16 protein-coding genes are annotated in these 15,485 nt (G+C 46.1%); 12 read left to right on the top strand and 4 right to left on the bottom strand.

What is annotated here, in order from left to right:
• Window positions 1-8 precede the first annotated feature (8 nt).
• The 12 genes from Q1Q15_RS21975 to Q1Q15_RS21920 all read left to right on the top strand — a co-directional run bounded on the left by Q1Q15_RS21975 (window position 9) and on the right by Q1Q15_RS21920 (window position 12,526).
• On the top strand, window positions 9-1,121 hold the full coding sequence (locus Q1Q15_RS21975) for a glycosyltransferase family 4 protein (RefSeq protein WP_300464692.1): 1,113 nt from the start codon (window positions 9-11) through the stop codon (window positions 1,119-1,121).
• Window positions 1,122-1,721: a histidine phosphatase family protein gene (locus Q1Q15_RS21970; protein WP_300464690.1), complete on the top strand. Its 600-nt coding sequence runs from the start codon at window positions 1,122-1,124 to the stop codon at window positions 1,719-1,721.
• A 228-nt stretch (window positions 1,722-1,949) separates the two neighbouring features.
• Window positions 1,950-3,116, top strand: a complete 1,167-nt coding sequence (locus tag Q1Q15_RS21965) for a glycosyltransferase (protein WP_300464689.1) — start codon at window positions 1,950-1,952, stop codon at window positions 3,114-3,116.
• Window positions 3,113-3,892, top strand: coding sequence for a polysaccharide deacetylase family protein (locus Q1Q15_RS21960; protein ID WP_300464687.1), 780 nt, complete (start codon window positions 3,113-3,115; stop codon window positions 3,890-3,892). Before Q1Q15_RS21965 ends, Q1Q15_RS21960 begins: the two co-directional genes overlap by 4 nt.
• Window positions 3,893-4,136: 244 nt before the next feature.
• Window positions 4,137-4,589, top strand: a complete 453-nt coding sequence (locus Q1Q15_RS21955; protein WP_300464685.1) for a hypothetical protein — start codon at window positions 4,137-4,139, stop codon at window positions 4,587-4,589.
• Window positions 4,590-4,597: 8 nt separating this feature from the next.
• On the top strand, window positions 4,598-6,265 hold the full coding sequence (argS, locus tag Q1Q15_RS21950; protein WP_300464727.1) for an arginine--tRNA ligase: 1,668 nt from the start codon (window positions 4,598-4,600) through the stop codon (window positions 6,263-6,265).
• A 5-nt stretch (window positions 6,266-6,270) separates the two neighbouring features.
• The gene (locus Q1Q15_RS21945) at window positions 6,271-7,008 is read left to right on the top strand and encodes an SPOR domain-containing protein (RefSeq protein WP_300464683.1); all 738 of its coding nucleotides are present in this window, start codon (window positions 6,271-6,273) and stop codon (window positions 7,006-7,008) included.
• Entirely contained in the window at window positions 6,989-7,276 is a 288-nt protein-coding gene (gatC, locus tag Q1Q15_RS21940) for an Asp-tRNA(Asn)/Glu-tRNA(Gln) amidotransferase subunit GatC (protein ID WP_300464681.1), read from the top strand. Before Q1Q15_RS21945 ends, gatC begins: the two co-directional genes overlap by 20 nt.
• A 27-nt stretch (window positions 7,277-7,303) precedes the next feature.
• Window positions 7,304-8,776, top strand: a complete 1,473-nt coding sequence (gene gatA / locus Q1Q15_RS21935; RefSeq protein WP_300464679.1) for an Asp-tRNA(Asn)/Glu-tRNA(Gln) amidotransferase subunit GatA — start codon at window positions 7,304-7,306, stop codon at window positions 8,774-8,776.
• 18 nt (window positions 8,777-8,794) lie between these two features.
• Window positions 8,795-8,989 (top strand): hypothetical protein, encoded by a 195-nt coding sequence (locus Q1Q15_RS21930; protein ID WP_300464677.1) that lies wholly within the window; start codon window positions 8,795-8,797, stop codon window positions 8,987-8,989.
• Window positions 8,964-10,763, top strand: a complete 1,800-nt coding sequence (gene mutL, locus Q1Q15_RS21925) for a DNA mismatch repair endonuclease MutL (protein ID WP_300464675.1) — start codon at window positions 8,964-8,966, stop codon at window positions 10,761-10,763. Before Q1Q15_RS21930 ends, mutL begins: the two co-directional genes overlap by 26 nt.
• Before the next feature lie 143 nt (window positions 10,764-10,906).
• On the top strand, window positions 10,907-12,526 hold the full coding sequence (locus Q1Q15_RS21920; RefSeq protein WP_300464673.1) for an FG-GAP-like repeat-containing protein: 1,620 nt from the start codon (window positions 10,907-10,909) through the stop codon (window positions 12,524-12,526).
• Between the two features lie 36 nt (window positions 12,527-12,562).
• Here Q1Q15_RS21920 and Q1Q15_RS21915 read toward each other — a convergent pair whose 3' ends face one another.
• The 4 genes from Q1Q15_RS21915 to Q1Q15_RS21900 form a co-directional block, all read right to left on the bottom strand.
• Window positions 12,563-13,060 (bottom strand): response regulator, encoded by a 498-nt coding sequence (locus tag Q1Q15_RS21915; RefSeq protein WP_300464671.1) that lies wholly within the window; start codon window positions 13,058-13,060, stop codon window positions 12,563-12,565.
• A 51-nt stretch (window positions 13,061-13,111) separates the two neighbouring features.
• Window positions 13,112-13,612, bottom strand: coding sequence for a hypothetical protein (locus Q1Q15_RS21910; RefSeq protein ID WP_300464669.1), 501 nt, complete (start codon window positions 13,610-13,612; stop codon window positions 13,112-13,114).
• 186 nt (window positions 13,613-13,798) lie between these two features.
• Entirely contained in the window at window positions 13,799-15,187 is a 1,389-nt protein-coding gene (locus Q1Q15_RS21905; protein ID WP_300464667.1) for an aspartate aminotransferase family protein, read from the bottom strand.
• A gap of 58 nt (window positions 15,188-15,245) precedes the next feature.
• Window positions 15,246-15,485: TRAP transporter large permease subunit (locus Q1Q15_RS21900; protein ID WP_300464665.1), on the bottom strand; the 240-nt coding region annotated here is incomplete at its 5' end.

The following is a 15,485-nucleotide window of genomic DNA, read 5'->3' as shown; positions in this document are numbered from 1 at the left end:
AAATATAGATGAAAATTGCCTTTTATGCCCCGTTTAAGCCATTGGGCCATCCCCATCCGTCCGGTGACCTGATGATTGCCAGGGGGATTGTTGACTTTCTTGAATCCCAGGGGCATACCCTGTGTATTCAAAGCACCTTAAGGGCCCGGTGGATTTATCTTCAACCCTGGCGATGGGGGGCATGGGCCAAAGCGTTTGTCTGCTGCTTGAGAAACCTCCAGAAAGATCCCGCCGATGTGTGGTTGACCTATCATACGTATTACAAGGCACCGGATCTTCTGGGACCCTGGGTGTGTAAACTACTGGGTATCAAATATGTTATTTTCCAGGGAATTTATTCGACCAAAAGAAAAAGAAGATTAAAAACAATCCTTGGGTTTTATCTGAATCGAGCGGCATTGCGCCAGGCGGATCATGTGTTCACCAATAAACTGTCCGATTTAAAAAATCTCAAACGGATTGTCCCCAAAGACCGTCTATCTTATATTAAGCCCGGGATTCATCCCAGGGCATTTGAACGAGAGGAACCGGCGGGAAGACGGTTCAGGAAAAAATGGGGGGTCAACAGCCCGGGCCCGATTCTTCTCACCGCGGCCATGTTCAGGGATGATGTCAAAACCAAAGGGTTGTCATGGCTCATACGCTGCTGTGCGGAACTCGTGAAGATAAAGTTGGATTTTCATCTAGTGATTGCCGGCAGTGGAAAGCGGGGGAAAGACCTGAAAGCCCTTGCTGAAAAGCATGTGCCGGGGCAGTATACCTTTGTCGGAAAAATTGACCGCAAAGAGATGGTTCAATTTTACAGTTCAGGGGATGTGTTTGCCTTCCCGGGCATCAGAGAGTCTCTGGGAATGGTCTATCTTGAGGCCCAGGCCTGCGGCCTGCCGGTGGTGGCGTTTAATAACGGGGGGATCCCGGAGGTGGTCGTGGATAAAAAAACCGGTTTTTTAGTGCCGCCCTATGATTGTAAATCTTTTTCCCATGCCCTGGTCTGTTTGTTAACCCATGATGAGATCCAAAACCGGATGGGCGAGAATGCCGTAATCTATGTGAAACACCACCATGATATTGATAAAAATTATGCCGCCTTTGAACACCTTCTCCAAGGAGTGGTGGCCTGAATGGTAACTTTTGGATTGATCCGGCATGCCAGAACGCTATGGAACCAGGAAAAAAAAATACAGGGCAGAACACAGACCGTGTTAAGTCCTGACGGAATGAGTGACGTTGTTCTCTGGGCCGATATCTTAAAGCCTGAAACCTATGATTTGATTCTGTCAAGTCCCATGACCCGTGCACGGCAGACATCCCAGATTCTTTCAGAACTGCTGGCGGTGGATATCTTTTATGACGCAGATTTAAGGGAACAGGATTTTGGTGAGTGGGAAGGCCGGCGGCTCACGGATATCAGAAAGCAGGCCCCCGGAGAAATTGAGCGCCAGGAATCAAGGGGATGGGCGTTTTGCCCGCCGGGGGGTGAATCCAGAACCCGGGTTCTAAAACGGGTTTCCAGGGCAATGCAAAAGGCACTAGAAGCATTTGCCGAAAACCAGGTTCTGGTTGTCACCCATAGCAGTGTGATGAAAATATTGATATATCATTTACTGGACAGGGCCTTTACACGGGATGAAATGCCGTTGCTGAAGGCGTATCACCTCCATGAGTTAACGGGGAAGGAACGGATACGCATCAAGAAGTTAAACCGTCTTAAGCTGGGCTAAGGACCGCAGATGAAATAAATTGGACATAAATAGCGCAGAATTTTGGTTCATCTACAAGGCGCATTAAAGGTTTAATAGCAGGCCTATTTAGCCTTTGATGAAACGCAGTAGATGGGCCAAAAGGCAAGCTATTATGTTCAATTTATAAAATTTTCGGTCCTTAGCAAGGGTAGCAATTTTTATGGATTCAATATACAATCAGCCGTAAATTTAACGTAGGAATCAGTGGTGAAGATACTTATTTATTGTCAGCATGTTCTGGGGGTTGGCCATTTTTTCAGGACCCTTGAAATCGCCCGGGCCATGGCAGCCTTTGATGTGGTTCTGGTGACCGGTGGGGACAAAGTGGATGTGATCCTGCCGGCGCATATCCGACAGGTGCATCTTCCAGGCCTGATGATGGACGAAGCGTTTACCGGTCTTCATAGCGTTAATCCTGAAATACCGGTGGAAGCGGTGAAACTGGAACGGCAGAAAGCATTGCTGGACCTGATAAAAACGGAACGTCCGGATGTCTTTTTTATCGAATTGTATCCCTTTGGTCGAAGGGCTTTTCGTTTTGAGTTGATTCCCGCATTGGCGTTTATACGCCATCACCTTGGAAAGACGTGTAAAGTGGTGTGCAGCCTGAGGGATATCCTGGTGGAGAAAAAAGATTCGTTAAAGTATGAAACCCGTGTGATAGAAGCACTCAACAGCTGGTTTGATGCGGTACTGGTCCATTCAGATCCGCAATTGATCAAACTGTCTGCTAGTTTTTCAAGACTGGATAAAATAAAAATCCCCCTGGTTTATACCGGGTTTGTTACCCCTGTTCCGGATCCGGAACAGGTGGGGCGTATCCGGCAGGAGATGGGCGTGACCGGGAAAGACCGTCTGATTGTTGCCAGTGCCGGGGGGGGGAATGTAGGGGCGCCGTTGTTAAGGGCCGTGGTTAACGCTTACAAGGAATTGTCCTCAACAGAGGATGTGATGCTGAAAGTGTGTACCGGGCCCTATATGGCGGCTGAAGACAAAGCATATCTTCGTTCGTTTGCCGGGAAAAACATTCACATTGAAGAATTTACCCGGGAGTTTGTTTCCCTGTTAGGTGCGTCAGACCTTTCCATCAGCATGGCCGGATATAATACCTGTATGAATATTGTGGCCGCCAGGGTGCCGTCACTTGTCTGGCCGTTCCGTCAGAACCGGGAGCAACGGGAGCGGGCCCTGAACCTGGCCCGGTTTGTCCCCATGACCCTTCTTGAGGATCAGGACTTGACCCCCCTGAGGCTTTCTCAATTGATGGAAACAAAGAATGACCGACAGCCCCAAAAAACCATCCCTCACCCTAACTTGAATATCCACGGTGCCTTGAACACCATGGAATGGATCAGGGAGCAAAGATTGTTTTGATATCAAGTATCTACCATTCTTATGACCATTACCTGGCCCCTGAAATCACGGATGCCATGCAACAGACCATTGAAGCGGCACTGGATGCCCATGGTGCTGTCACCGTTTTTTTCAGGGCGGATGATATTGGTGTGCTGTCAAAAAATTATCAACACCTGATGGCGCTTTTTTTAAAATACCAGACCCCTTTATGTCTTGCTGTTGTTCCCGCCTGGATGACGCAGTCGCGGTGGGAGGCGATGGCTGAATTCCATGGCAAAAAAGAGACACTTTTTTGCTGGCATATGCATGGGTACCGGCATATGAATCATGAGATAAAAGGGAAAAAACAGGAATTTGGTGCCATCCGGTCAACCCGGGCGCTTTCCAGTGATCTGTCAAGGGGGCATGAAAGGCTTACGGCCATTATGGGGAAAAATCTGACACCTGTTTTCACCCCCCCCTGGAATCGCTGCAGCCCGGAAACACTGATGCTATTGAAAGAAAAGGGGTTTAAGGCCGTTTCAAGAAGCCAGGGCAGTCTGCCTTTGTCCCCCCCGGGCCTCAGGGATTTTCCGGTTCACGTGGACCTGCATACCCGGAAAGAACAACGGGCCAAAGAGGGATGGCAAACACTGTTGGCGGAATTTACAACCGGAATGAACGATGATGCCTGCGGGATCATGATTCATCACATGCGCATGAATCACCAGGCCTTTATTTTTCTTGAATATCTTCTGGCGCTTTTTGCCGGATATAAACAGATAACCGTAGTAGCGTTTAATGATTTATTATAATCTCAACTTTCGGGCATTCGCTTTAATGGATGGTGTCAGGCTTTTTTTATTGTACTTTTTATCATTATTTCATGAGCAGACAGGCAAAAAGTGCCATAAAGAAAGCCTGACCCCATGTAAATTGCCAACACTGAAAGTTGAGTTATAATGATATGCGTTCATAAAGGAATCTTCTTATTGACAGAATTTATAGTTGCGCTATATTAAAGGGTTTCAGATTAATTTTTTTACGGGAGAGATGTAGATGAGACAGAAAATAAGATTCGAGAAAAATATTAAAAACAATATGTTGACAATTTTAGAATCCAGCGAGGTGGATCCGGGAGTTGTCATGCCGCTCCTCGAAGAAGACTATAGTCTTGAAGAAGCAATAAAGGCCTCCAAGGAAGGCCTTCGCTCTTTTTCTCAATTGATCAGGACCAGAGGGTTTTTTCCCACTTCAGATCTTTGTGAAAAGCTTTTTGAAATGACAAAAGACTTTTTTTTAAATGAGGCTGAAGAAAACATAATCGTAGAATATGATGATGTTGAAGCCTTTCCCAAGGAAGAAAAATTCCAACTGGAAGATGAGGATGTTGAATTGGATAAAATACTGGAGGAAGATGGGGACACCAAGGAAGATGAGATGAAAGAAATTGATTCTGAAGACGATACCCCTAAATTTACCCCTGAAGATACTTCAGAACACGAAAATTAGAGTAAATGATGAAAAATGAGATAAAAAGAATACTCCTTGATGCCGTTCGAAAAGCCTTTGAAAAAGGCATGTTGCCATCGGATAAGATGCCTGAAATAGAGATAGAAGAACCCCGGCATCTCTCCCAGGGAGATTATGCTACGAATGTTGCAATGGTTTCCGCCGCTGTTCAGAAAATGCCGCCCCGGAAAATTGCTGAAATCCTGGTTGCTTTCATTGAAACCGAACGGTTGATTGAAACGGTTGAGATAGCAGGACCTGGATTTATCAATTTTTTTCTTTCCAATGACGTATGGTATCCCGTGGTTGACCGGATCCTTGAACAAGATAAACAATATGGGGCTTCTGATATCGGTCAGAACGCAAAGGTACAGGTTGAATTTGTCAGTGCAAATCCTACCGGTCCCTTGCATGTGGGGCATGGAAGGGGCGCTGCGGTGGGAGATTCAGTGGGAAATATTCTCTCGTTTGCGGGATTTGATGTCCAAAAAGAATATTACATTAATGATTCAGGGCGCCAGATCCGAACCCTTGGCACATCTGTCTGGTTACGGGTGTTACAACAGACCGGTCAAGACATTGCATTCCCTGATACGTGTTACCAGGGGGCGTATATTAACGACCTGGCGGCCCAGATCCTTGAACAGGAAGGATATTCCTTTGTCCAGGCAGATGAAGCCGCGGCCATTGACCGGTGTGCAATGTTTGCGGCAAAGAAAATTCTTGATGGTATAAAAGAAGATTTGTCCAGTTTCGGGGTTACCTTTGACCAGTGGTTCAGTGAACAAAGCCTGTATGATTCCGGCAGGGTTCAAAAGGCCATTGATGCATTTACCGCAAGAGACCTGATCTATGAACACGAGGGTGCCCTCTGGTTTCGAACCCAGGATTACGGTGATGAGAAAAACCGGGTGGTGGTTCGAAATAACGGTCTGACGACCTATTTTGCGTCAGACATTGCCTATCACATGGAAAAATATGAGCGGGGGTTTGACCGGGTGATTGATGTCTGGGGGGCAGATCATCATGGCTATATCAAAAGAATGGAAGCATCTGTTGTGGCATCAGGTCGAACGAGAGACCAGTTTGAGGTGATTCTGGTTCAGCTGGTGAATCTTTTAAGGGGGGGAAAGCCGTTTCAGATGTCCACAAGGGCGGGTGAGTTTGTTACATTAAAAGATATTGTGGATGAAGTGGGCAAGGATGCGGCAAGATTTATGTTCTTAAGCCGGAGTTATGATTCCGGGCTTGACTTTGACCTTGAACTGGCCAAACAAAAAAATGCCGATAATCCCGTCTATTATGTTCAATATGTCCATGCAAGAATCACCGGGATCCTGTTAAAGGCAAAACAGGAGACCCTGCTGAGGGACATTGATTTCAGCCGGGGAGAACATCTTGAGCTGTTGACGGCAGCAGAAGAAATCAATCTGTTAAAATTGCTGGCGGCCTTCAAGGAAACAGTGGAAAAAAGTGCGACCACATTGCATCCCCATGTGATATTTACCTATTTGATGAGTCTTGCATCGGCTTTCCATGGCTACTATAATAAACATAAAGTCATTACAGAAGAAAAAGACCTCACCCGGGCCAGGTTAAGCCTTGTCCTGGGGGTAAAAAAGGTCATTCGAAACGGATTGATGCTTCTTGGGGTTTCAGCACCGGAAAGAATGTAAAAGGAATGATATCCTTTAAAGGGATTTTAAAATATTTAATTTATACGTTTATTGCAGGGTGGATGTTTTTATTGGGTATCATGGTCGGCCGGGGAACATCGCCGGTGAAGTTTGATACCCAGAAATTTCAAAAAAGGCTTGAAGCCATTGTCAATGAAGTTGGGGAAAAAAAAGGGGTCCAGAAGAAAATTAATTTAAACTTTTATGATGTCCTTGATCATCCTGTTCCCGAAGAGGATGCCACACCCCGGCACAAACCATTGGAAATTATTCCGAAAAAAGAAACAATACAAATTCCGGATAAGATTCCATTCAAAAAAAGCAAAAAAAAACAGACATTTAACCCCCCCGGCAATACGGCAAAGGCAGCGGTTGAAATGGCAGCCTCTGTAGCCCCGAAAGGCCCCAAAACGTCTGAAATCATAAAGAAAAAAAGTCGTTTAGGGAAAACGATTGATATGGATGGCATACCCGATAAAAAGGCCCGAAAAGGGATTTACACCCTTCAGGTCGCGGCATTCAAAGACGGTAAAGATGCGGTCACACAAATGAAGCGTCTTGAAAAAAAAGGATTCATTGCCTATCAACTCAAGCGTGAAAAAGACGGGGAAATCTGGTACCGAATCAGGATCGGGGCCTTTGACACCTATGATGAGGCAAAAGTATTGAAAGAAAAACTAAACAGATCAAAAATAAACTCCATAATTTTAAAGAGGGATAGTGATGAAGATATCAACGGATGAAGTCGAAAAAATGGCCCACCTTGCTCGATTGGAGATTGATCCGTCACAAAAAGAAAAAATGGCGGAACAATTGAGCCATATCCTGCAATATATCGATAAGCTCAAGGATGTTGATGTCCAAGGGGTCAAACTTTCTTCAGGGGCCGCGTTCATGCAAAATGTATTGCGGGAAGACGAATTGGCCGTATCACCTGGACCGGATGTGACACTGGCCAATGCACCGCAAAGAGATGGGGATTTTTATACGGTTCCCCGGGTGGTGAAATGATGGTGAAAAAAAGAAGGAAAATATGAAATGGAATACCATGAACTTACCATTGGGAGCGCCCAAAAGCATCTCATTGACCGAAAGATCTCTTCTGTTGAGCTGACCAATGCGTTCCTTGAAAGAATTGAAACCTATGATGATGACATTGGTGCGTTTATTACGGTGGACAAAGAACTGGCCCTGGAACAGGCAAAAAAAGCAGATATGGATATTGCGGGGAACAATCTATCCGTTTTGACCGGCGTGCCTATTGCATTAAAAGATCTCTTGTGCACCAAAGGAATGAGAACCACCTGTGCCTCAAAGATTCTGGATAATTTTGTCCCGCAATATGACGGAACCGTTGTGTCAAAATTAAAAGAAAGCGGTGCCGTCATTATCGGCAAAACCAATTTAGATGAATTTGCCATGGGCTCTTCAACGGAGAATTCATCTTGTAAAGTCACAAAAAATCCCTGGAACAAGGCGTATGTGCCCGGTGGTTCCAGTGGGGGGTCTGCAGCCGCTGTTGCGGCCCGGTTTTGTTGTGCTGCTTTGGGAACCGATACCGGGGGATCTATTCGCCAACCGGCGTCTCATTGCGGCGTTGTCGGACTGAAACCGACTTATGGCCGGGTCTCCCGGTTCGGTCTGGTCTCCTATGCCTCTTCCCTTGATCAGATTGGGCCGATCACCCAGACCGTCAGGGATGCGGCTGTGCTGCTGAATGTCATATCCGGGAATGATCCCATGGATTCCACCAGTGCACGGGTGGATGTGCCTGATTTTACAGCAGCCATGGGCCAGTTTGAAAAAGGGTCTTTGAAAGGGATGACAGCGGGAATCCCCAAAGAATATCTGTCTGTTGACGGAATTGACCCGGATGTTGAACGGGTTTTTAAGGATGCAAAAAAAATGTTTCAGGACCTGGGTGTTGAGATCAAGGAGATCTCTTTGCCCCACACGGATTATGTGGTGGCCGCTTATTATATTATTGCGCCCTGCGAAGCCAGTTCCAATCTTGCCCGATTTGATGGGGTTAAATACGGTTTCAGGGACACCACCTGTGATGACCTGATGGAGATGTATAAAAAAACCAAGTCAAAGGGGTTTGGCCTGGAAGTTCAAAGACGGATTTTGATCGGAACGTATGCACTTTCGGCCGGGTATTATGACGCGTATTACGGGAGGGCATCCCAGGTTAGGACCCTTATCATGGAAGACTTTTCAAAGGCGTTTGAGACCTGTGATTTTATCTTGTCTCCTGTGGCGCCGGCCCCTGCATTTAAAATCGGTGAGAATGTGGATGATCCCTTAACCATGTATTTAACTGATATTTTTACGCTTTCCGCTAACATGGCCGGTATTCCCGGAATATCTGTTCCTGCAGGATATTCTTCAAAAGGACTGCCCATTGGCATCCAGATGATGGCCAAGCGGTTTGATGAAATGTCACTTTTAAGAGCAGGGTATGGGGTTGAACAAACCCTTCAACTGGACAAGGTGCTGCCTAATCTTTAACCCGAAAGGAGATGACAGATGTCAACCGTGCAACCCAAGAGCGAGGCATTAAAAAAAGCGGTCAAGTGGATATCGGAAAAAAGAAAAGAAAATCCTGACATTAATTTGACCCGATTGGTGGATGATGCCAGTTTTCAATTTGATTTAAGTCCAAAGGATTCCCAATTTTTGTTAAGGCTGGTAAACGATGACCGTCGTCAGAATCCTGCCTGAAATCCTTTCCAACCAGATTGCCGCAGGAGAGGTGGTTCAAAGACCTGTTTCCGTGGTAAAAGAACTGGTTGAAAACAGTATTGACGCCAATGCCACCCGTATCACCATTGAAATTGAACGGGGGGGGAAATCTTTAATTCGGGTGTCTGATAATGGGACGGGGCTTGCCCGGGATGATGCGCTGTTATCCATTGAGCGGTATGCCACAAGCAAGCTTTTTGCCCAGGCAGATCTTTTTTCCATTTCCACCATGGGATTCCGGGGCGAGGCACTCCCTTCCATTGCATCTGTGTCTAAATTTACCATGGTGACGCGACCCAATGGGTCTGATATCGGAACCAGAATAGACATTACCGGGGGGAAAATACAGAATGTTTCCGATGCCGGGGCACCCGTGGGAACCCTGGTGGAAGTGAAACATCTTTTTTTTAACACACCGGCCCGGAAAAAATTTTTAAAATCCGATGCCACTGAAGCGGGGCATGTTGTCGATGTCATCTCCGGTATGGCCCTGGGACATTCCCATATCCAGTTCCGGTTATTTTTAAATGGGAAATTGCAAAAAAATTTTTCATCCGCCGATGACCTGTTCCAAAGATGTGTTCGTATTCTTGGAAGGGATGTTGTCAATAAATTGTATCCCCTTGAGTTTTCTGACGCGGTTCTGCGTATTCATGGATATTGTTCCCATCCGTTGATCACCCGGAGCACTTCGTCAAAATTTTTTTTATTCGTGAACAACCGGTTGGTGTATGACCGGGGACTGGTATCGGCCATATTCCAGGGGTACAAGGGCCGGATCATGAAAGGCCGGTTTCCCATGGGGGTTTTGTTTATCACCATTGCCTATGATCAGGTGGATGTGAATGTTCATCCTGCCAAACGGGAAATCAAATTTTTCAATTCTCGCCCGGTCTATCTGGCCGTATCTGAGGCCGTAAACAAGGCCCTTATGGCCGCCCAGGAAAATGCCGGGGCCTATTCAGCATCTGATACCCTCCCTGAAAAGGTCGGGAATGCGGGTTTGAATCTCCCCCGCAATCCGGGTCAAGCGCCCTGTCAAAAAGCCGAGCAGCAGGTCATTGAGTGGGATATGCCTGTGACGCAGGATCGCTTTTCCCCTGAAAAGAAAGGGCTCAGCGCTGGTGGTACAACGATTCAAGAAAACGGACCGTCTCCTTTGGGGGGCTACTCGTTTTTCAAAAGAATCCTGGGACAGGTGCTGGGGACCTATATCCTGGCCGAATCTGATGACGGTCTGGTGCTCATTGATCAGCATGCCGCCCATGAGCGAATCCTGTATGAACAGCTCAGCAAACGCCAGGCATCCCTTGAGACCGTGCGCCAGGATTTAATTGTGCCTGAGACCCTTGACCTGAATGCCCGGGAGTCTGATGCGCTGTCTAAGATACAGGAAGAGTTGACATCCTTTGGATTTGATATTGTGCCGTTTGGCGGATCAACCTATGTGATCAAGGCCATCCCTTCCATCATAGATGAGAAAGAAGCCGCGCCGCTGATCGTTGACATATTGGAAAATAAAATTCAAGGGAAAAATGATTTTTCAAAAAAGGACTGGCTGGAACAAACCCTTGTGACCTTGTCGTGTCACAGTGCCCTGAGGGCCAATAAACTCATGAATTTTCCGGAAATGAAAAGACTGTTGACAGATCTTGAACACTGCAAAAATGCCCTGCATTGTCCCCATGGCAGACCCACCATGGTGACGCTGACAAAGGACCGGCTTGAAAAGTTGTTTAAAAGGGTTGTATGACGGATTTTGTTGTTATATATAATGGCCGATACGATATGGCGTTATCCCTGTTATGCAATGGTGACTTGACTGACCATACGTGATGCTGGCATAAACAGTTAACAAAAGCTTGGGGTCACCCCATGATGAAAAGGAGCTTTATTTTGAAAATAAAAACATCTGTTCGGAGACTGAACTATATTGCCCTGGCCGCCCTGGCCTGTGTTGTTATTCTGGCAAGTCCCGGCTTTCCAAAGGAAACAAAAAAAGTTGCTGTTCTTCCCTTTGTTATCAACACCCAGGAGGATCTTACCTTTTTGAAAAAAGGGATTTTTGATATGCTTTCATCACGGATCAATTACATGGATGAAGTGGAAGTCCTGACCCGGGAGGACCTTGAAAACAGGTTAAAGGGTTCTGCGACTGAATTGTCCATGGCCCAGGGGGTGAATGAAACCATTGCCAAAAAAATTGGCGCTTTTTTAAATGTGGATTATGTCCTGTTCGGCAGCTTAACCCTTTTTGGAAACAGCATGAGTCTGGATGTCAACATGATTGACAGTAAAAACAATACACCCGCACTGACCTTCTTCCGACAGGCAAATGAAATGGGTGCGGTTATTCCGGAACTGGATGAAATCACAGCAGAAATAAATTATAAGGTATTTGGCCGGGAGACCCACGCATTCAAGCCCCAGCAGTCAGCGCAGCAGAACGTGTTAACTGCCCGGCAGGGGCCGGTGAGCCCGTTAGGTCAGTTTGAGACCCTTTTGACAATAAATGGTGCGTTAAATGGTATGGCCATCGGGGATCTTGACGGGGACAAGAAAAATGAAATCGTCATTATCTATGACCGGACCATTGAAATTTTTAAAACCCAGGCGAATGGGCGATTGCAGTCTGTTCAAAAAATCGAAGAAGACGTTCCCATCATGAAGCTCATTGGCGTGGACGTGGCCGACATTAATCATAACGGACGGTCGGAAATTTTTATTACACGGTTTTCCAGCAGTTCCAAACAAGTGAAATCCTTTGTCATTGAGTATACCGGAACCGGTTATATCAAACAGAATGAAACGTTTCCCTGGTATTTTAAGGTGGTTAAGGATGCAAAGGGGACTGAAGCGCTGTATGGTCAACTGACAGGTAAAGAAGGCCCTTATGTGCCCAAGAGCGTTTTCAAGGTTGAATGGGATAATCAAACCTATATCCAGGGAATGACGCTAAGAACACCCGGGGAATTTTCCATCATGAGCCTGACATCAGGGGACGTATTGAATAAAGAGGCCACAAATTTTGTGTTTACGGACCAGAAGGGCCGGCTGGTGATCTTCAATGAATCCGGACGTAAAATATGGGAAAGTGATAAAGGGTACGGGGGCAGCAACATCTATTATAAGTTCCCCAAGGTTGTTCATGAGTTTACTGAAGCGAATTTTAATTATTTTCAACCCAGAAACCTTGTGTTTGACCTTGGAGGGGATGGTAAAACTGAATTGTTTGTGATCCATAACAAAGAAGATGCCAACTATCTTTTGCCCAGCACCCGGTCGTTTAAAAAAGGAAGTATTGACATCTTCTCCATGAATGAGATGGGCCTTACCCCGGATGAACATCTGCCCAAACGATTGCCCGGTCAAATTACCTGCATTGACATTGGGGACCATGACAATGATGGGACAGTGGAATTCCTCGTGGCCATGATCAAACGATCAGGCTCCAAACTCACCTCGGCACCCAGAAGTATGCTCATCTCTTATGAGCTGATCCAAATGGTGGAATAAGGGCAGAACGGGACAAGAGAACAGGAATATACAGGCTTAAAATTTTGTTTTTATTTTGCTCGCCCAGAATTTTTTTTCCTGTTCTCTCCAGCCTGTCCCATGAAATCGGCCATCATAGAATTTGGATAGTCTGTCAAACCACTTTTCCCAGGTACTTTTTTTCATCTTCAATGCCGTGAGGACATCGGCAACAAAAAGTTCAATGTCCGCCATTTTGTCTTTGGGTGCAAAGTAGGCAGCACCATCCTGGGCAGATTTTTTAAGGCTTTCTTCCGATAATGCATTGGCGGTGAGCATGAGAGCAGGGATTTTTTGATGATTGGCAATCTTCAGCAAATCAAATCCTCTTACGCCCATGATATCCAGAATGGCAAGATCATAATTTTGGTCTTCCAGTAGACGCTTTCCTTCCTCAAAAGAAGCAGCCGTGTCTAGTTTGCACATATCCAAAAGTTCAATTAATGTCGCTAACACATCCGGTTCATCATCTACGACCAGAATTTTCTTGCCGGTTAATATATTTTTTGACGTCATCTTTTTTATCCTTGTTTTGTTTTTTTAATTCATCCTGTTTGAACAAGTATACTAGATATTGGAAGCAGCATCCACAAAAGGTTTGGTGTTAATAGAAATGGTTTTTGTAAAATTAGGGACAATATAGCTGGCTAGATCGCTGACGGCAAACTCGATCTGAAGATAGGGTCTGTCCACTCTTCTATGGATTAACGGACAATGTTCAAGACCTTTGGGAATGAAAATTGAGCAGGTTTTGGTCAGCATATGTTTTTCACCACCCAATTGCATTTCAAGTATGGCGCCCAGATTGGAAGGGTCCTTCGGGTCAGAGCCCACAAAGCATAACACCATATCAAAATCATGGAAATGCGTCCCTTCAACCGGGTCTGGATCAGGGACGGTAAAATGCCATCCAATATCCACCAGCAGGGGGCATCCTTTCACAAGATGGGGACTCATAAAAATTTCATTGGGAAAGGTAACCCCTTTGATCCCTTCACCCGGTGGACAATTCGGGTCAACAACCAGGGGACTGCGGATAATATACTTTCCATATTTACTATCAGGCAACGTTTCAAACTCCCTTTTTTTGCAGAACAATTGCTTCCGACGTCACCCCAATCGATTCAAGATGATCTGAACAGTTTAAATTTTCGGGTGATTCGATGTTTTTATGACCGATCCGCAGGTCACTGGCTCATAACGGCCGAATCTTGCGGACCGGGTGAATAATTTCAGGAATAAATTTTATTTTGTTTAATAGTGAATATCCCCCAGGACTTCAAGAAGTGCATCTGAAGCTCTGTCCAAATATTTTTTCGGAATGGTGAGGGGGGGCATGAACCTGAGAACATTTCCATACCGGCCGCAGGGCACTAAAATAATTCCCTTACCCATCATTCCCATGATGACTTGGCCCATTAAATCCGCATCAAAGGGTTCTTTTGTCTTTTTGTCTTTGACCAGTTCAATGCCGATCATGTACCCCCGACCCCGAACATCACCAATACAGTCTATTTCCTTGGCTCCTTTAAGGAGTCTTTTTTTGGTCTGCTCACCGAGTTTGGCAACCCTGTTCACCAATTCACAATCGTTTTCCGTGATAATATCAATATTTGTCATGCAGACGGCGGCAGAAACGCCATTCGCGGCAAAGGTGTTCGGCTGGGAACCATCCACGATTTTTTTGGCCAGATCTTTTCTGATGGAAAGACCTGCCATTGGCACGTCACCTCCCATCCCTTTGCCAAAGGTCAGCATGTCCGGTTCAACATCACTGTGTTCAATGGCCCACATCTTGCCGGAACGTCCGGCGCCGGACTGTACTTCGTCAGCAATAAACAGGGCGCCGTGTCGTTCACAGGATGCTTTTAATCGCTGGAAAAATTCAGGGTTTGGCGCAAGGTAGCCACCTTCCCCCTGCTGGGCTTCGATGATCACAGCCCCCACGTCATCGGCAGCCGTATAGGGGGTGTTCAAAAGGTATTCCACATAATTGGCACACATCTCTTCACAGGCCTTCTGGCTTTTTGTGCCAAAGCAGCATCGATACGAATAGGGATACGGTGCATGGATAACGCCGGGAATAAACGGCCCAAAGTCTTTCCGGTACTGATCCCCTGTGGTCAAGGAACCACATCCGCAATGAACCCCATGATAGGCGCCGTGAAAAGCGATGATCTGGGATCTTCCGGTTATTTTTCTGACAAATTTAATGGCAGATTCCAGAGCACTGGAACCCGATTGGGTGAAGTAGGTAATGCAATTGTCTTTAAGGCCCTTGGGCATGATGCCGGATACTTTCTTGGCCAGCTCCAGTCGAAGAGAGCTGCTGCAGTCACTGGCGTGCATCAGCTTGTTAGACTGTTTGTTGATGGCTTCGACAACCCGGGGATGTCTTCTCCCGACAGAGTTGACTGCAACACCTGCCGTGATATCGATATACAGGTTGCCATCCGGATCTTTTACAGTGGATCCAAATCCGTCATCAAAAACAAAAGGAAATCTGCCGGCACCCCTTGCCATGGATTCAAACTCGGGGGCCTCCTGGAGCTGTTTGAGGCTTTTGGGGCCTGGGACTGAATCCGTTATGATGTTCGGGGCATCGGGAAAGGACAGTTTCTCAAGATCAGATTCTTTAATCATCGTATGTCTCCTTGTTAAAAAAACTTATTGTGTAACTTAAATTTCGGTCTTTAGGTTTTTACATCATCTTATCCGGCAGCCATAAGGCCAGTTGCGGAAAAATCATTACCAGTATCAAGACAATTAACTGCATGATCACGAAGGGTGGAATTGATAGCCAGATATCCCTTGTGGTAATACCGGGCGGTGCTACGCCCTTCATCATGATCAATGCCCACCCAAAAGGCGGTGTCAGATACGCCACCTGCATATTGAGGATGAAAATAATGGAAAACCAGATGGGATCAAACCCCAATAC

This window comes from Desulfobacula sp. (assembly GCF_030145145.1).
GTDB lineage: Bacteria > Desulfobacterota > Desulfobacteria > Desulfobacterales > Desulfobacteraceae > Desulfobacula.
This window is presented reverse-complemented; position numbering and strand designations above follow the sequence as displayed.